The organism is Arenibacter sp. S6351L, from assembly GCF_023016025.1.
Classification (GTDB): Bacteria; Bacteroidota; Bacteroidia; order Flavobacteriales; family Flavobacteriaceae; genus Arenibacter; species Arenibacter algicola_B.
Genome location: NZ_JALKBB010000038.1, coordinates 29,463 through 48,970, shown reverse-complemented (window position 1 = coordinate 48,970; position 19,508 = coordinate 29,463). Strand labels below are relative to the sequence as shown.

12 protein-coding genes are annotated in these 19,508 nt (G+C 37.2%); 1 reads left to right on the top strand and 11 read right to left on the bottom strand.

Translation table 11 applies throughout. The features are described from left to right. Positions 1-161 precede the first annotated feature (161 nt). The 6 genes from MWU82_RS21965 to MWU82_RS21940 all read right to left on the bottom strand — a co-directional run bounded on the left by MWU82_RS21965 (position 162) and on the right by MWU82_RS21940 (position 8,278). On the bottom strand, positions 162-1,694 hold the full coding sequence (locus tag MWU82_RS21965) for a sulfatase (RefSeq protein ID WP_247097940.1): 1,533 nt from the start codon (positions 1,692-1,694) through the stop codon (positions 162-164). Positions 1,695-1,759: 65 nt separating this feature from the next. Further along, positions 1,760-3,424, bottom strand: a complete 1,665-nt coding sequence (locus MWU82_RS21960) for an arylsulfatase (protein WP_247097939.1) — start codon at positions 3,422-3,424, stop codon at positions 1,760-1,762. 22 nt (positions 3,425-3,446) lie between these two features. Continuing rightward, entirely contained in the window at positions 3,447-4,958 is a 1,512-nt protein-coding gene (locus MWU82_RS21955; protein WP_247097938.1) for a sulfatase, read from the bottom strand. Next, the gene (locus MWU82_RS21950) at positions 4,951-6,375 is read right to left on the bottom strand and encodes an arylsulfatase (RefSeq protein WP_247097937.1); all 1,425 of its coding nucleotides are present in this window, start codon (positions 6,373-6,375) and stop codon (positions 4,951-4,953) included. Before MWU82_RS21950 ends, MWU82_RS21955 begins: the two co-directional genes overlap by 8 nt. 209 nt (positions 6,376-6,584) lie before the next feature. Beyond that, positions 6,585-7,994: a sulfatase-like hydrolase/transferase gene (locus MWU82_RS21945; protein ID WP_247097936.1), complete on the bottom strand. Its 1,410-nt coding sequence runs from the start codon at positions 7,992-7,994 to the stop codon at positions 6,585-6,587. A 152-nt stretch (positions 7,995-8,146) separates the two neighbouring features. Further along, positions 8,147-8,278: a RagB/SusD family nutrient uptake outer membrane protein gene (locus tag MWU82_RS21940; protein WP_247097935.1), complete on the bottom strand. Its 132-nt coding sequence runs from the start codon at positions 8,276-8,278 to the stop codon at positions 8,147-8,149. Between the two features lie 683 nt (positions 8,279-8,961). Here MWU82_RS21940 and MWU82_RS21935 point away from each other — a divergent pair. Beyond that, a complete protein-coding gene (locus MWU82_RS21935) occupies positions 8,962-9,489 on the top strand; it encodes an RNA polymerase sigma-70 factor (protein WP_247097934.1) in 528 nt (175 codons plus the stop codon). A gap of 188 nt (positions 9,490-9,677) precedes the next feature. Here the strand turns inward: MWU82_RS21935 and MWU82_RS21930 are convergent, their stop codons facing one another. The 5 genes from MWU82_RS21930 to MWU82_RS21910 all read right to left on the bottom strand — a co-directional run bounded on the left by MWU82_RS21930 (position 9,678) and on the right by MWU82_RS21910 (position 19,446). Next, positions 9,678-11,099, bottom strand: coding sequence for a sulfatase (locus MWU82_RS21930; RefSeq protein ID WP_247097933.1), 1,422 nt, complete (start codon positions 11,097-11,099; stop codon positions 9,678-9,680). 459 nt (positions 11,100-11,558) lie between these two features. Continuing rightward, a complete protein-coding gene (locus MWU82_RS21925; protein WP_247097932.1) occupies positions 11,559-12,974 on the bottom strand; it encodes a sulfatase in 1,416 nt (471 codons plus the stop codon). Between the two features lie 72 nt (positions 12,975-13,046). Further along, positions 13,047-14,459, bottom strand: a complete 1,413-nt coding sequence (locus MWU82_RS21920) for a sulfatase-like hydrolase/transferase (RefSeq protein ID WP_247097931.1) — start codon at positions 14,457-14,459, stop codon at positions 13,047-13,049. A gap of 73 nt (positions 14,460-14,532) precedes the next feature. Next, positions 14,533-16,005: a RagB/SusD family nutrient uptake outer membrane protein gene (locus MWU82_RS21915; RefSeq protein ID WP_247097930.1), complete on the bottom strand. Its 1,473-nt coding sequence runs from the start codon at positions 16,003-16,005 to the stop codon at positions 14,533-14,535. Positions 16,006-16,023: 18 nt separating this feature from the next. After that, a complete protein-coding gene (locus tag MWU82_RS21910) occupies positions 16,024-19,446 on the bottom strand; it encodes a TonB-dependent receptor (RefSeq protein WP_247097929.1) in 3,423 nt (1,140 codons plus the stop codon). Between the last annotated feature and the right edge of the window lie 62 nt (positions 19,447-19,508).

Here is a 19,508-nt window from a genome sequence, read left to right as displayed (position 1 = left end):
CAAGATCGGGCATAATAAATGCCCCTAAATAAAATCCAAGGGCATTTTATATTCTATGTGTTCTAAAAATTAGGGCTACTCCTGAAAGTGCCTAAGTAGATCAAATAACGTAAACCCTAAATTTTATTATTGGTTTAATCCTAGGACTACATCACGGCTCCCTATTCTGTCTTTGCTTTAGGATGTGAGTTCAAAATATCCTGAAGGTTAGTTACGATTTGTTTATTTAGTCCAGCAATGTTTTTAGTCTCATTGGGGTCTGTCTTATAATCAAATAATTCGTATATAACATCCGCATTATCTTTAAGGTTGGTCCATCTTACCATACGATAACGGTTGTTCCTGATAGCTTCCCCTAAATAGTTATTCCTGATATATGAGTGATAGGCATAATCCGAATTTCCTAGGACTTCTGCATCCAAATCCAATGACGCTTTTAAACTTGTTCCGTCCAAAGGCTGAGGAGTGATCGGTAATTTCAACCCTGCCAAATCAACCAGTGTTGGGTAAATATCTACAGTTTCAGCAATTCGGTTAGTTGAACTTCCAGGTTGAGTAATCCCAGGTGCCACAAATATCAGTGGAATACGGGTGGCCTGTTCATAATTAGTGTGTTTAGTCCAAATACCGTGATCACCCAAGTGCCAACCGTGATCTCCCCACAATATAACAATTGTATTTTTATCTAAATCCAGTCGCCGAAGTTCTTCTAGTACTTTGCCCAATTGTGCATCCATATAACTTACACTTGCGTAATATCCATGGATCAATTTCCTCTTCAATGAATCTTCGTATAAGTCAGGGCCTACTGGAATTGGAGTGAATTGATCTATCTCTCCTCCCCTTTTTACAGCAAACTTGGGTGATCCTTCGGGATAACCCTCAAATTGTGGCATCGGCAATCTTTGTGGATCATACATATCCCAATATTTCTGTGGCACTGAAAATGGCAAATGGGGTCTAGCGAAACCGACGGCCATAAAAAATGGACTGTCTTGGTTCTTACTATGCATTCGTAAACGATCCACTGCTTCATTTGCCACTCTACCGTCGGCATATGCGTCATCCAATACATCTGGACTTTCCCAAGCTGCGCCTCTAGGAAGGTCCTTGTTCTTAGGCGTATCTGCAACATACATTCTGGTATTTTCAAAGAATGCTTCTTCCCTGGTCAATTCCCGCCCCGTACTTTCGGGAACGATATATTCGATAACCTTATCTTTATGATGTGGAATACTCCAAGATATTTCATCGTTGGTATTTCCGTGTCCAATATGATATACCTTGCCCATGGACTCGGTATGATAGCCAGCATTTTTAAATACCTGTGGTAAGGTAATTGCGTTAGGGAATGGCTCTCTAAAGTCTTTTCCAAAACTGTATAGACCTGTACTTGTCGATCTGGACCCCAACATCAAATTGTACCTAGAAGGAGCACAAACCGCCTGGTTGGCATAAGCCATGTCGAAGCGCATCCCCATCGATGCCAAGTTATCTATATTTGGACTTTTAACTGTTGTGTCTCCGTAAGTGCCAAGAGTAGGTTTTAAATCATCTACAAGGATTAAAAGTACATTTGGTCTAGTCTTCTGTTCTCTTTTTTGTCCATAAGATATTGCAAAGCAGAGCAACAAATTAATTGCCCATAGAATTGATTCTTTCCTAACGTAATTCAGATTGGTTTTATTTAACATAATAGTGAATTCAATTTTATTCGTAAATTTTTGCTTACTTCCAAATATTCATCGGCTGATTATTGCTAATGCTTTGTTTTCCGTGCAACCATGATATTAAGTGCTTCGTCCCATGGAAGTACTTTTTTTTCCTTAGCCCAATCATTCCACATCTCAATCATATGAGCCACTTTTTCAGGCTCCTTCTCACTTAGGTTGTTTATTTCACTCCTATCCTCTTCAATGTTATATAGCTCCCAATTATTATCTTCGTTAGACTTCCATTCCATTACTAATTTATAATTGCCCAACCTAACCGCCTTGTTGCCTTCATGTTCCCAAAATATAGGTTCAGAATGAATAGATTCCTCTTGGCCTTGTAGTAAAGGAAGAAAGCTTTTTCCCTCCATAGGTGGTATAATATTTCCCTGAAATTCTTTAGGGTACTCTAAATTGGAAATATCAACAAAAGTCGCCATGATATCCGGTAGAAAACCATATTGATCAATTATTTTTCCGTTTAATTTCGGGTCGATATTGTTTGGCCAATGCACAATCATTGGGGTCGATATACCCCCCTCATGCACCCAATGTTTATATTTTCTATAAGGCGTGTTGGATGAATTCGCCCATGCCTGCCCGTAAGAAAGAAAATATCCCGATTTTGTCCGTAGGTTTTCAGAATTTCCTCCACCTAACATACCTCCTTCTGCACAAGCTCCATTATCGTTTAAAAAAATAATAATAGTGTTCTTTAATAATTTTTTATCCTTTAAATGTGATACCAACTTTCCTATGTTCTCGTCCATCTGATCTACCTGTGCTGCATAGATTGCCCGCCGAAGCGAGAGTTCCTCTTTTTGGGTGTCACTTAATGTATTCCAAGATATAGCATCTTCAGAGGTAAGGGCCCACCCTTCATCTATTAAACCCAATTTCTTCATTTTATCATAACGACTTTCACGTAATTCTCTCCATCCATCTTTATATCGTTCTAAATATTTGCTTATTTTTTCCTTCGGAGCCTGCAATGGCCAATGAGGCGCGGTGTAAGCCAAGTACAAAAAAAACGGTTTTTTATTTTCCTTCCTTTCCGACTCATCGATGAATTCTATGGCATGGCCCGTAAATGCATCAGTGGTATAGTAGTTGTCCTCATGGACTGCAATTTGTTCATTATTAAAAGTAATACCCCTTGGCCATTCAGGTTTAAAGTAATTGGATGCTCCAGCAAGAATTCCATAAAATTTATCAAACCCCCTCTGTAAAGGCCATTGATTTTCATTATCCATGCCCAGGTGCCATTTTCCTGACAAATAGGTTTTATACCCGTTCAACTTTAGAAGTTCTCCTAAGGTAACGTTGTTACGATTTAAAAAACCTCTATAAGACGGTACACCTAAATCATGTGAATTCGGGTCCCCAGGAACATTAGTCATATGGCCTATACCGGTCTGATGCGGGTACAGGCCCGTCATTAGTGATGCCCTTGTGGGGCAACAACGTGCGGCATTATAAAACTGAGAAAAGCGAACTCCATTATCCGCCAAATAATCCAAATTTGGAGTTTCTATTTCACCCCCATAACAGCCCAAATCAGAATACCCCATATCATCGGACATTATTAAAATGATATTTGGCCGATTATCATCATTGGCCAGTAATTCCCAAGAGCCTTTTGATTCTTTAAAATAAAATATAGAACCAATTGTAAAGACAACGAATAATAGTACAGTTTTCAATATATTCATTCTTAATCAATTTCAATTAATATTAGTTACTCTTTTCCTTTAACTTTTGATCGTGTGACATCCACTTGCCCTTTCCTTTTTGACGCTTAAGAGCTTCCTTTTCTGTTTCCACTCCTTTATCTCCTTGTTGTACCATCCAATTTTCAAGAATAGCGGAAAGTTCATTTTTCACTTTTGCCATTTCCGGTCTTCCCGCTAAATTGATTTTCTCAAATGGATCATTTTCTAAATCATATAATTCTTCAAATGGTCTTTTTTGATATTTTTTGACCCAATCCAGTTCTTCTTCTGTTTTAGCATTTTGTATCCAATCCTTATATATACTGTCGCGTACTACAACTATGTTATAAAAATTGCTTTCGGAACTTAGATTTTGAATATACCTGTATTTATGCGATCTCACAGAACGAATTGGATAAGATTCGGAACCATCAATTATACCTCTGGTTGTTTGAATCCCATAAGTATAATCACGGTGCTCATTTTTCTTGCCCATAAGAACTTTCAAAAAACTTTTGCCGTCAAACCCATTGTAATCCTTTGCATCTGAAATACCCGTATTTATTTTTTGTGGAACTTCGTCTATAGCTTCTAATAGTGTAGGTACTACATCCACATATTGTGCTGTTGCTCTATTTCTAGTCCCTGGGTCTATTTTCCCCGGCCATTTTGCAATGAATGCTGTTTTTAAACCCAAATCATAACATGTCCATTTGCCAAATGGATAAGAATATCCCTGCTCACTAGTGAATATAGATATGGTATTTTTTGTTTTCCCAGCTATTTCTACATATTCTAAGGTTTTCCCGAGAAGGCTATCCATATATGTTATTTCGGCATAGTATCGGGATAATCCCTCTCTCGTTTTAGGGGTATCTTCCATATAGTCGGGCACTTGCAGTTTATTAGGATCGTACATGCTCGGATTGCCCCGATTCCATGGGGAATGTGGCTGATTCTGAGCTACTATAAGAAAAAAAGGTCTGTCGTCGTTTACTATTGGTTCGATTACTTCCAAATCAATATCGGCTCCATCCTTTCCGCTATCGTGCTGTCGTCCGCCTAAATATTCCATTGGAAAAGACGCATCCGGTCCATAATGTTGTTTTCCGACCAATGCCACACGGTATCCCAAATCCCCAAAATAATGTGCAAGGCTTTTGACTCCGTCATATACTTGTGAATGGTTTGGAAATGCACCACTGCGAACAGGGAACAATCCAGTCATGAGTTGCTGTCTGGTAGGTGCGCACATAGCAGTGGACGTAAACATATTGTCCAGAGATATCCCTTCACTTGCCAGTTTTTGAATATGGGGGGTTTTTACATCGGGATTGCCATAAGGCTCACAATCCCGCCAGGTCATATCATCTGCCAAGAACATAACGATATTCGGTTTGGGTCTATCCTGACCAAAAATTTGTTTAGTTTTAGTCCTGCATGAGTTCAATACAAGAGTAAGTATAATTATAACACCTAGTATTGGTTCAATTTTCTTGGTTACTTCGTATCTAAATCTTGCACCTCTATTCATGTGCTTTTTTAATTTTCCAATTTTTAGGGGGAATCCAATCTTTCGGTTCTCTAATGTATTTTCCCTTTTCAATAGTTTTAAAAGAATCAACCACGGTTTTTAATCTTTCAAAGACCTCAGGATAACTATCTGCAACATTTTTTGTTTCACTCATATCTTCATCTATCTTGAACAATTCACCTTTTACCAATTTGAAGGAATCGTTGACCAGAGCACCGTTCCCTAAGAAAAAGTCCCTTTTCCTCAGTGGTTCGCCAGATAATCTGCTTTTGATGCTGATGCCATCAACTTGATGTTTCGGAATTTCTGAAACCATATCGGCCAAAGTTGGAAACACGTCTATATACCCGACCACTTGGTCAATTTCTTCTTTTTTGTTAAGTGCCCCTAAATCCTTTAACAGGGACACGACCCTTACGCCACCTTCCCATTCTGTATGTTTTTGTCCCCGCAACGGTTTATTATTCCCTCCAAAATATTCAACGCCCCCATTATCACTTAGGAACCATATGATCGTATTATCGTAGATGCCTTCTCTTTTTAAATATTGCATTATTTCTCCAACCGAATGGTCTAAAGAACTGACCATCCCAGAAAAGGTTTGTCTCAAATTATTACCGCGTCCCTCCATGCCATATATCTCCTTTTCCCTTTCGGCACCTGCCATGCCCCCTACGGGAAAGTCTTCCATTTTCATATTGGGGTCAAAGTCATATTTGTTAAGTTCTTCAAGTTTTGACTGCATTGGAGAATGAGGTGCGTTAAAGGCCACATATGTAAAAAACGCACCTTTCGTTTTCACACTGTCTATGTATCTAATTACATCTTTTTCCACCAAATCGGTGGAGTAGCCCTTATCGAAACTTGTACTATAGTTTTTATGCCAATCGAGTTCAGCATCTCTTTTGTGCGTAAAATAATCTATCGCACCATTATAATGACCATAAAAATAATTGAAACCTTGATTTAAGGGATGGTATTTTATATTGGAATGGCCTAAATGCCATTTACCAAAGGCAGCCCTGTTTTCATAGCCATTATTTGCCAAATATTCAGGAAAGGTAATCTCTTCTGGTGGCAACCCATTTTTTGTAGGGGGCGATACTACACCGTAACGCATTCCGAAACGGTTGGGATATTTGCCCGTCATCAATCCTGCTCTCGTAGGTGAACACACCGGTGCAGTATAAAAGCGATTAAACACAAAAGATTCTGTAGCTAAAGCATCAATTGAAGGTGTTTTTATGTCACTTCCATGGAAGCTTACATCGTTCCACCCCAAATCGTCAGCAACAATTACAATGACATTTGGCTGCCCTTTCTTGATTTGAAGTGATTTCGTTGCCGGATTTTCTTTGCATGACAAAATAATTAAAATGAATGCAACTAAATAAAAAAGCTTTACCATAAGATTCATTGGATTTTTTTTTAAAATATTTATGACAGTGGTTAAGCCAAGTAAATATTTTTAAAAAATACCTGTTTTAACTACATAATAATGCCCACAACTATCATCCAAAATAATGTTTGTCTACATTATCTCAAACTATTCAGATACAGTACTAAATTACAATCTATACCTTTCGATATCCTATCTCACTATCGACAAATTCAAACCTATTGATTTTACTTAACGGAGTCATACCATTCCAGAGTTTTATTAGACATTGCACGCACCAAATTCTTATGGTGTTCAGCCACGTTATTAGTCTCAGCATGATCCTGTTCCAAATTATACAATTCAACGCCTTTACCATCTGGGTTTATTAGCAACTTCCACTGGTTATCGCGCATGGCAAGCTTTGGACTTCTAAATCTGGGGTTTCCTGGTTTGATATCAAACTCACTTCCATACTCCCAAAAAAGAGGACTTATCCTCGATTGAGGCTTCCCTAATAAGGCTTTACTCATATCCTCCCCATCAAGATTTATGGGAGTCTCAATACCACAGATTTTCATAAGAGAAGGAAAGAGATCTGTCGCATGTAAAATAGTGGAAACATCTACTGCTCCAGCTGGAATGACTTGTGGCCATCGAACTATAAAAGGTTCTCGGATTCCGCCTTCATACAAACTCCATTTACGCCCTCTAAAAGGATCTGCACTACCAGGGGGAGTGAAATTTTCATTATAATAATGTTGCCAATCGGTAGGTCCATTATCGCTCGTAAAAATTATCAATGTGTTTTCGGCCAACCCCAACTCATCGATACTATCCAATAAGCGCCCAATTTCCATATCCAACTCATGTAAAACTGCAAGGAATTTTTGTTGATAATGATTGTTTTCATAATAATCATAGGCTTTTTCAAACTTTCCCTTTGGGCGAAATGGATCGTGCACATCGCCTGTCCAAAGATTCACATAAAAAGGTTCGTCTTTATGTTCTCTAATAAACTTGATCGTTCTATCTACATAAATAGAGGTTCTTTCGTGCTTTTCAACCCATGTTATATTACCCTGTTTTAATTTGGCACTTTGTTCCGATAAACCATGGTCCTTGTCCATCAACAAACGATCACCTAAACCTTCAAAGGACACCAATGATTCATCAAAACCATAGGCACTTGGCAAAGGGGCATCATCCACATCTCTACCCCCTCCCATGTGCCATTTTCCAAAATGTGCGGTAGCATATCCAGCCTTTTTCATTTCTCTGGCAATAAAAGGGGCTTTTGAATCCAAAAAACTGGCCATGCCCCGTTTTGTATTGTAATCTCTTGCTGCCAGATATGAATTTATTTTATGTCTAGAGGGATACTGCCCAGTCATGACACCTACCCTAGAGGGTGAACAAATTGGCGCAGCAACATAAAAGTTTGTAAATTTGGTGCCCTGTTTTGCCAAACGATCAATGTTTGGTGTCCGTATATAAGGGTTACCGTAACTACTTAAGTCTGCATATCCCATATCATCTATGAAAATAAATATAATGTTGGGAGAATCAATATTGTTATTTTCTGGAAACTGAAATGCCTTTGTTTCAATCGAAAAAACAATAAAAAAAGCTAATATTAGGAATCTTAGATTTATCATAATGTTTAGTGATGTTTATTAAGTCGTCTTTATGGTCAAGTAAAAAAAATATTTTCCAATAAAGGAAATTGTAAGCCATAGTTACCCAAACCTCGTCATACAAAATTCGTATGACCAAAAACTCTATACCATGTGGTAAGTCAAACTATTAATTAGTATCCAGGGTTTTGTACTATAGTTCCATTGGATGACCCAATTTCATTTTGAGGCACTGGTAAATGAACGTGAAAATCCTGTATGTTCTCTCTGGGCGACTGTAAATAAACTGATGTTGTATTTCTCATTGTTTCTATATTTCTTAATTTATTTAAGTGTATTGGTGTTGACCGTCAAGAATTAACCCCGTAACCCTTTCTTTAATAATCACCTGTCTGTTCTACTAAGCTTAAAATTTTATTCCTAGCCAATTTAAATTTAAAGGTGATACAGAAAAAGCAGACTTAACAGATTAATTCCCATGGTGATACAATATTGTAAAATTTCAAAGAATTATCCGATACAATTCATCCCATAGACCATGCAATTCGGGTCAAATACATTGAATTTTTATATTAAAATTTAATTTGAATGGTTTGAACGAAAAAATGATACAATATGTTCTTATTATTAAGGCTAATAATGATTTATTTGAATGGATAGAGTAAATAATATTTAAGAACACATGACTCTAGTTCGTGTGATCTCAACAAAAGGCAATTACTGGTATCCAATATTTCCAGGGGATTCATTATTCATTTCATTAATTTATGTCTTAGACTTTGGTAATTTACCTTTCCCAAAGCAGAAAGAAAGTAATGGATGCTTTCCCGCTTCAAAGTTTTTTATAGATTTTACTTACTAAAAAATCAACTTAAAGCAGCTCAGATGAGTATGAACCGGAAATTATTTTATTACCAGGCTTATCCCATAAAAAGGGGTAATTATTTAATTTATATACAACTTTATTAGGAATGTTTTTTAAACTTATATGCGGCAGAAGGAAGAGAATTTTAAATTGGTATTTGAGCAGCTATATGGCCCTGTCCTGGCATATACCAAGACATTGACCAACAATCATGACAAGGCGAAGGATATAGTTCAAAATTGCTTTGTTATGCTTTGGCAAAAACGTCCAGACTTGATAGAAAGCCAAACCCTGAAAAGGTTTCTATTCACCACTGCCTATAACTCCTATGTAGACCTCTACCGAAAAGATCAACGCAAAAACAGAATTCTGGATGATCTAAAATATAGCATGGCCAATGAATATACAAGTGAGGAAAATGGCAATGTTGAACTAAAAATAAAAAAACTGAAAATGGTAATTGAACAATTACCTCCCAAATGCCAGGAAATATTACTTCTAAATAAACGGGATGGCTTAAAGTACAAGGAAATAGCCCTTAGAATGGATATTTCCGTTAAAACTGTGGAATCCCAAATGAGGATAGCATTTAAAAAAATAAGGGAGACCTTTAAAGCCGATGAAATTCTGCTTTTTTTACTATTCACCTAGAAATTCGTTTTACTGACCCATAATCCCAAAATTTTTATGCAAACTCTTTTTTTAGCTATAAAAAAAGGAACAACGGTCACCCATTGTTCCTTTTCCAACTAAACTAACAAACTCTAACTTATTTTTTACCGTTATTCCTGCAAAAGACCAAAACTATCTGGGCTCCAAAAAGCAAAGCCGGTTTTACTCTATTTGGGCAGCTCATTGAAAAATTCCGCGCTGAAATGAATATCTCGCTGTTCGATCATCCATTTCCTAAGCCTTTCTCGTAGATTTAATTTGACCTTTTTATATTCAGGGTTGTTCGCAATATTATTTAACTCGTAAGGGTCCTCTGTCAAATCGTAAAGCTCTTCACTTGGACGATGTAAATAATTATCGACCATTTTTTTTGCTCTGGTACTTGTATCCGCGGCAGCTATCCATGAAAGCCAATACCCATAATGACGGTCATATCCCGGCCAATTGTCACCCAATGTCGAATCGGTTATCCAAGATGTATAGGTTTCGTGGTATTCCGGGTTTGTAATATACTTGTATTCTTTAGATCGTATAGACTTGATTGGGTAATCGGTCTTATTGCCATCTTTGGAAGAGCTGGAAAATGCATAAGTCTTATGATTCGCTGCCTTGCCCAACAATACAGGCAGCATACTTTGTCCATCTAACTTTTTAACAGGCTTTCCTCCTGCTATATTTATCATTGTTGGGACTATATCCACAAATTCAATCATTGCCGAGGTTCTGGAATTGGATTTTATATGACCGGGCCATCTTGCTATAAATGGAACTTTTATACCCTCATCATAAAGTGTGTATTTACTATGGACAAATTCGGCTCCATGATCACTGCTCATAAAAACTAACATGTCATCATATAAATTTAATTCTTGGGCTGCCGAAATAGCTTCTCCTACTTTTTTATCTGCAATCTCCACATGTGAATAATACCTGGACATTGTTAGCCTTGTTTGGGGCTCATCCACTAAATAGGGGGGTAATTCAACCTCTTCAGGAGTTTTACTCCATTCCGATGGCCACGGCGTATGCGGATTCGAAATACAAACAAAGAGGACGAATGGCGCCCCTCCCTTATTTAATATTTTCATGGCCGATAGCATCTCATTTTTGGTCAATGTAGAATCCCAGGCAAAATCTTGAAGACGCTTTACGTAATCAAAATCAAATGAATCTATAGGATTAATATGGGTTTTCCCAATGAGTCCAACCCGATATCCCAAATCTCCCAAATATTTGGAGACACTATTTATACCCTTCTTTATAGGAGCATGATTGGCTTCGGCACCATGCCTCATTGGATATAAACCGGTCAATAAAGTTGCTCTGCTAGGGACGCACATGGCCGTGCTTGTAAAGGCATTGTCGAACACCATACCTTCAGAAGCCAACTTATCCATATTGGGCGTACTTAGCACTTTATTACCATATGCTCCCATATCACGTTGACTTTGATCATCAGTTAGAATGAAAAGCATATTAGGTCTATCTGAATAGGTCTGAAAAGATGATATTTGTGCCCAGCTAAAATGGAAACCAATAAAATAAAATACAATCATTCTAAAGTAATGCAGAGTTATTTTGTTCTTCATTTTCTATTTATAGTTTCATATCTCCAACTTCCAAGTTATATTCACAATCAGGCCTATAACCACTCATCTCTAAAAAAGATATTTCTAAAATAAATCCTGCTATAATCGAAATACTTTATTGTTGAAATGAATTGTCACTGGAACATTCCAAACTATTCCTACTAGTATCAGGATTTACCCTTAATCTTCTATGAGTTAAGGTCATTCACCAGTTCATTATGATAATACTTGTCTTATTCATCTTTAAATAATTCTTAACTGGCTTATCGCTTTACTCATTTGCCAAATACTCGATTGTTAGATTTGAACTTGACTTCTAGTTACGATTCAGTATTAAAAGATATCCTCAATATCAAAATTTTATGTTGTTTTGCCTTAAAGGGCCTAAATCTATAAGCCCAGCCCAACAACCATATTACAATAAAGTTCCTCATAAGTATATAAACAATGGCATAAAGACTAATTTATTGTCTCATTATAAGCCTCCCAACTATCCGTGGAATTATCATTCCTTTCAGTCCAATTTTCCAATTCTTGGGACAGTTTTAATTTTAATTCTTGATATCTAGAATTTTCCGCTAAATTATTTTGCTCGAATGGATCTTCAGAGGTATGGTAAAGCTCTTCAGCCGGCCTTTTCAAATATCGATTTACTAATATTAGAGTATGCTCGTTACTAGTACTCTCATATAACCACGATGACCAATAATCACTTGTACGTGTTGTTCCCATAAGGTGCTTAAGGACATAAATTGATTCACTTTCAATATTTTTAATATAATGCCAATTGCCATCGGTTATGGAACGAATTGGATATGGTGGACCTTCAGGAATATTATTATGCATTCCATATGCAAATTTCCTATGCTTTGATACATTGTCTTTTATGACACCTAAAAAACTACTTCCATCGAAATCTTTCTCATTGAGTTGACCACCTGCTGCATCCAGCAGCGTAGGTAATACATCCGCATATTGTATTAGTGCATCAGTTCTTTTTCCCTGTGGTGTTTTTCCTGGCCAGCAAACAATAAAACCAGTATGTACACCCATATCATAATTAGTCCATTTGTTGAAAGGAAACTTGGAACCTTGTTCTGTTGTAAAAATAACTATTGTATTATCAGCCTTTCCTGATTTCTTCAACATTTGCAAAGTCATGCCAACTTGTTCGTCCAATACTTCGATTTCGGCCAGATATCTTGAATAATTTTCTCTTGTTTCAGGAGTATCTGCCATATAAGAAGGTAAAATAAGCTGTTCTTTATTAAAATGGGTTGCATCTCCAACAGTCCAAGGCGCATGTGGCACTACCAATGACGTAACAAGACAAAAAGGACCGTTATCTCTAGCGATAAATTCCTCCATCCCAGCACTGTCGAACTCTGCAGTTTTTGCAACACAGTTCCTCTCTAGACCCTCTACTTTTTCAAAAGGGAACACACTCTTAGGTTCTAAATGAATTTTGCCGGCAATACCTGTTCTATAACCCAATGGAGCTAAATATTGAACTATGCTCTTTATATTCTTTTTTGCTTTTCCATGGTTATAGGCGACTCCATTGTTTTGTGGGTATTTGCCTGTAAATAATTCTGCCCTGCTCGGCGCGCACATGGCCATTGACAAATATGCCCTATTGAATACTAAGGATTCGGAGGCCAACAAATCTATATTCGGTGTATCAACGTTTCGTCCTCCGTATATCGTTAAATCACTAAAGGTACAATCATCCGCTATTATAATGAGTATATTTGGCTGCGGACCTTGACCATACTCAACACTGTTCTTAATTTGCAATCCTAATGCTTCAGTATCTTTCGGATGCATATCCATGCAAATGAAGATTACTATTATTAAACATAGCTTTAATTTCATATTTACCTACTTTTGGTTAGTTGTAATTATTTTCCCACGAAAGCAATAACTAGTGTATTTAACACCCTAGTTTTAACTCTTCTTGAGGCTATTCAATCTTACTTTGCGCTTTGTTTTATACCAATGAATTACCTTTTCGCTAAGTACCATAACAAGCTCTGGATGACTACCAGCTACGTTGGTAGTTTCATTCCAATCCTTATTAAGGTCAAAAAGCTCTAATTGGGTGCCATCCGAATTTACCAACAGTTTCCATTCCCCACGTCTAATTGCCAAATGTTGACTTTGGTGATATACTTGTTTTGGTTTATTAAAAAATTCATTCCTACCAAAATCCCACATAAGATCTGTATTCCTTTTTTGTTCATTGACCCCCAATAAAGCCTTACTCATATCCTCTCCACTACCTTCATAGTTTTTTGGAAGCTTCACTCCGGTAATGCTGCAAATTGACGGTAATATATCCACAGAGGACACTACACTTTGATTGTTAACTTTCCCCGATTCAATTTTAGAAGGCCAGTGTACAATAAACGGCATTCTCAAACCTCCTTCGTACAAACTATTCTTAGCTCCACGCTGACTATTTGTACGTATTTGATCGAAGGTGGGGTATGCCCCATTATCACTGGTAAAAATAACCAAGGTATTTTCTGAAACCCCTAATTCTTCTAGCCCAGTCATTAATCGGCCAATTTGACGATCATATTCCTCAAGAACGGGAACAAAAGCTTCACGACTTGTCCATTTATCCTTTTCTCCATAATATGTCCTATCTGGAATCCATGGGTCATGCATATCATCGGGCCATAAGTTTACAAAGCACGGCGCATCACGATTTCTAGAAATAAAATCAAGGGTTTGGTCTACAAAATAACCTGTTCTTTCCCAGCGCTTTATACTATCGTTTTCACTCCAAATCCAGTCTGATGCCGTAATTAACGGGTCGGGATCTGGACCTTCATATGTGGTTACATATTCATCAAACCCGTATTGCTTTATAGATGGAGCGTCATCTACGTCCCTTCCACCACCTAAATGCCATTTTCCAATATGTCCCGTTTTGTAGCCTATATCTTTTAGCATACGTGCCATGGATGGAAAAGATGGGTCTAAATAGTCGAATTGCTCATGTTTTAAATTACCTGCCCTGCTATGCAAATAGGTGTTTATGCCCAGTTCAGTAGGAAAGATTCCTGATGTAATAGCAGCGCGTGAAGGTGAGCATACCGGTGAAGCTGTATAATAATTATTGAATTTAAGTCCGCCAGCAGCCAGTTTATCAATGTTCGGTGTATTCACCCACCCACTATTATAACAAGAAAGGTCGCCTATTCCCATATCATCAGTGTATATAATGATGATATGAGGCTGCTCTTTAGCGAATGCTTCACGAGTGGCTATACATGAAACTAAAATTATCAACGTCAAAATAACAGCAAAACCTTTTATAATTCCCATCAAATTCCTTTTGTTACGGTTCATCTTATTGATTTAATTTTTTTCTAATAAAATCTATATTTATCCCCCCATCCCTAGGTTATATTCCAATAAAAGATTAATATCCTGGGTTTTGAACCATCAATAGATTAGCATCGATTTCTCCCTGAGGAATTGGGAACAATTTGTGTTTTTCTTGTGCACTATATCCTCGACCTATGGCAGATTCAATAAATTTGCCCATTCTTAACAAATCCGTTCTTCTATGCCCTTCATACCAAAACTCCCAGCGACGTTCATCCAAGATATGATCTCTTAAACTATCTTTTGTCGGAAAGTCGGATAACAATTTATCTTCTAGTCCTGCCCTATTACGTATCATATTAATATAGTCAACGGATTCTTGATTTGGTCCATTAAGTTCATTTAATACTTCCGCCTTGCTCAATAGTATATCCGCATACCGAACAATGGGAAAATCATTACCATGGCGTTCGCCCTGTGTTGCAGGATCAGGTGGGTATTTGACGGCCCTAGTATTATTGGGGGTTGCCAATAAATTAACTTCATTTCCATTTCCCTGTATATACCTTGTAAGTATTCTACTATTTCTTGTATCTCCATCTTCAAATGAATTATAAAACTCATCATACAGTCTGTATTGAGAAGCGAAGTTTGACCAAGTATTATTCACGGCGTTTTCCATACCTCCATCAAGTCCTACCTTATACCCTGGAGGTAAGCCTGTAGCAATAAAATTAACAGAATTAGGTTCGTTTGCTAAAGAAGTTCTAACCAGCATAAATTCGGAATTATGCTTATTCTCCAATGCAAATAAATCAAAGTAAGATGGATATAGACTATAAGTTCCATCATCGATAATATCATTTGCTATGTCCAGACATTTTTGCCATTGTTTGGTATTTAGGTACCATTTGCACAATAATCCTTTTGCCCCTCCAGTGTTCACACGACCATAATTTAATTCCTTTCCTGGCGAGGGTAAATTCGAGATTGCTGCCAAAAACTCAGTTTCCATAAAAGTTTTAAACTCTTCATCACTAGATCTAGCAAGCTGTTGCGGATCCGACAGACTGGTTCTAATTGGCAGAGTGCCATATTGAATATAAAGCATGTAATAGGCCTGAACACGTAAAAATCGTGCTTCTGCTATAAGGCCTTGTTTTTTGGCATCATCGATATCACCAACGTTTTCAATATTATCCAATACGGTATTGGCATCCCTTATTACATTCCAATATCTGCCCCAGTCGAAGGCTTCTAATGTAGCATTGGAATCCCATAAAAACCCAATCAAACTTACAGCGGTACCATTTTCACCACCCCCCGTTTGCCAAAGAATGTCAGTTGTCATTTCTTCCCGTTTCACATGATTTCTTGAGGAAATCAGATCATTTAAAACTGAATAGGCATTGGCAATAACAGTTGTGATTCCCAATTCCGAATTCAGAAGGTTATCAGGTGAAAGTTGCGATTTATTTTCTTCTTCCAAAATAGATTCACAACCAAAAGCCATGAACAATCCTGAAATGCAAATAAGCAGAAAGAATGTTTTTATATATTTTTTCATTTTCAAAGAATTTAATTATTAAAGGTCTATTCTAAAACCAAAGGTGTAAGTTCGGGCACTTGGGTATGAATTAAAATCAACCCTAAGTGTGGCATTATTATTTGGGTTTAATGCCGGATCAATACCGTCATAGTCACTAATTACAAATAAGTTGTCAACAGATACAAAAAATTGTCCCGACGGAAACCATTTTATATTATCTGGTATATTATAAGTTAACTTAATGTTTTTCAACTTAAAGTAAGATGCGTCTTGAACTGTTTTTGAGTTAACAGTTTTTCTGCCCTGTGAAAGAGGATCAACAAAAGACGGATACTCATTAGTTGGATTATCTGGAGTCCATCTATTTAAATAATCTTCTGCAAATTTATTTCTCCTAAAGTTAATAGGAAAATAACTCTCTATCAAGTTTCCATTAAGCATTTCAATACCTTCAATACCTTCAAAGAACACAAAAAGTTCCAAGTTCTTATAACTGAAGGTATTCCCCATAGACCATTGAAAATCTGGAAAAGAATTACCTAAAATGACGCGGTCATCACCATTTACAAACCCATCACCATTTTGATCGACATATTTAAGACTACCCGGCTCTACGTTTTCCTTTGTGGTGGAAAAATCGTCGCCTTGTTGCCAAACACCTTCTATTTCCCAGCCAAAAAATGAGTTCAAAGGATTCCCTGGCTTAATGATGCCTATTTGAGAAACATGCAAAAAATCGCCACCAGAATAAATTTCCGGAATTCCCCCTAAATCAACCACTTTATTTTTCATGGTGGTAAGCGTAACATTGGTAGTCCATTGAAAATCACGTGTAGTAATGTTCTTTGAATTGATTGATATATCAAATCCAGAGTTTTTGATTTCTCCAATGTTTCTCAAGACACTATTAAAACCAGTTGATACTGGAATTGGAAAATCAAAAAGCATATCTGATGTAGTTTTTGTATAATAATCCAAAGACCCACTAATTCTATTGTTCCATAAACCAAAATCTAGACCCACATTAATCTGTTCTGTTTGTTCCCATTTTAAATCAGGATTGGGTTGCCTAAGTGGCTGAGTGGCCGTTACGGGCATTCCATCCCAAATGGGAGAACTGCTTCCCCCAAAGGTAGATTGATAAGCAAAGTTTCCTATTTCCTGATTACCTGTTTGCCCCCAGCTGCCTCTAAATTTTAAGAAGTTGAACAGTTCGCTGTCTTTTAAGAAATCTTCTTCAGATACCTTCCATGCCACGGCTGCCGAAGGAAATGTTCCAAACCGGTTATTGGCACCGAATCTGGAAGAACCATCACGTCTTACTGTTAATGTTGTGGAATATTTATTCTTGTAGCCATAATTAGCTCTACCTATTAAAGATGCCAAACGATTACCCGATACTGAATTATTTGAAACCAATGTTTGTGAGTTTGCCAAACCCATATTATTGGCTCCTGTTGCATCACTGGGAAATCCATCACCTCTTTGAGCACTATTTGCAGAAGAAAATCTTTGATATGACGTTCCCCCCAACAAATCCAATACATGATCTTCACCGAAGGTTTTATTATAATTTAAAGTAAACTCTGCCAAATAACTACCGTTTTCGCCTTGATAATTTCCTGCTATACCACCGCTATTACTACCATTTTTAGTGAGTCTACTTATATAATTTTTTCTGTTTTCATTAACCATATCGCCTCCCAAGTTCAACTTAGCAGTTAACGCATCTGTAAATGCGTACTCTCCAGTAACTGATGCTAGAATTCGGTTATTTCTTGAATTTGAGGACGTCCCATCAATTAAAGCCATAGGGTTATCTATACTTAAAATTGGTGAAATCACAAAGACCCCATTTTCATCCTTGACCGGTAGAGTAGGATCAAAATTTACCGCAGAATATAGAGCTCCTGCATTTTCGTTGGTACTAAAACCATTGGGGACGAATGTATTTTCCGTATAGGAGGCTGATAAGTTTAATCCTACATTAAATTTATCTGAAACTTTTGAATCTAAATTAAACCTCAGACCATATCTATTAAAATCAGTCGATTTTACAACACCCTCTTGATCTACATAGTTTAAAGACATAAAATACTTTGTAGCATCAGTACCTCCCGTAAAGGATACTTGATGATTTTGCATCAATGACAAGTCATTCGTTACCAACTCTTGCCAATTTGTACCTTTTCCTCCATTGGATATATCGCCTACAATTTCCTCTTGACTCCCACCTCCTTCAGCAATAATGTCGTTGAGTATTCTTTTATAATCTTGTGCTGAAAGTAAATCCAACCTGTTGAATACTGTTTGAAATGATGTGGAAGATTGAAAAGATACCTTGACCTTACCAGTTTGACCACTCTTGGTTGTTATTAATATAACCCCATTGGCTCCACGCGAACCATATATTGCTGTAGCAGAGGCATCCTTTAATATTTCAATCGACTCAATATCCTGAGGGTTTATTGAAGCCAATGGGTTTCTCGGACTTCTACTTCCAGAAAATCCCGGATCACCACCACTACCCAAAGCAGGCGAGTTATCAACAGGAAAACCATCTATAACATACAGTGGACTATTCCCTGCACTTATAGAGCTTGCTCCTCGTACATTAATAGAAAAACTACCACCGGGTTCCCCATTGTTTTGGATGATATTTACACCAGAAACTCCATTTAACAATCCATCAACTGAAGTGTTAGTTCCTTTTTGAAAATCATCTACTTTTACAGAAGATACAGATCCTGTTAAATCACTTTTCTTAACAGAACCATAACCAACAACCACTATTTCATCCAAGGCTGCAGCACTCTCTTCCATTATAATATTGATAGTTGACTGCCCGTTCAATACAATTTCCTTAGTAGAAAATCCAACGTAAGAAATGACCAAGGTGGAGTTTTCATCGGAAACCTCGATCGAAAAATTACCATCAAAATCTGCCTGGGTCCCATTAGTGGTTCCCTTTTCAAGAATGTTCGCTCCGGGCAAAGGGGTGCCACTGTTATCGCTGATCGTCCCGTTAACAATGTTTTGTTGCGCTTGGATCTCGATCGACTTGGGAACAGGAGGTGTGTATATCAGTGATTTCTGTTTATCCTTTTTTAAAATGATCTGCCGATCCAATATCCTATAGGTAATGTCGGTACCTCGAAATAAATCGTTCAATATTTTATCGATCCTTTCCTTCTTGACATGCACCGAAAACAATTGTACATTGTCCAAAACTTCCCTATTACCCAAAAATTTAAACTCGCTCCGTTTTTCAATCTCCTCAAATACGGTCATTATACTTACCGCATCCAATTCCAAGGTGATCTTAGTATTTTGGGAATAGGTACTGGCCTGTATCCTGAACAATGCAATTATTAAAAAAAGCGTGGTCAACTTCATTTTTAAGCTGATTTTGGGAAACAGAATATACGGTATTCCCAAAGTATTATTTTTTTTATTCATACTTTTGATTAGTTATTGTGGTTAATGATTTAATCACCTTTTACAGTCGGGGTATGTTGGAG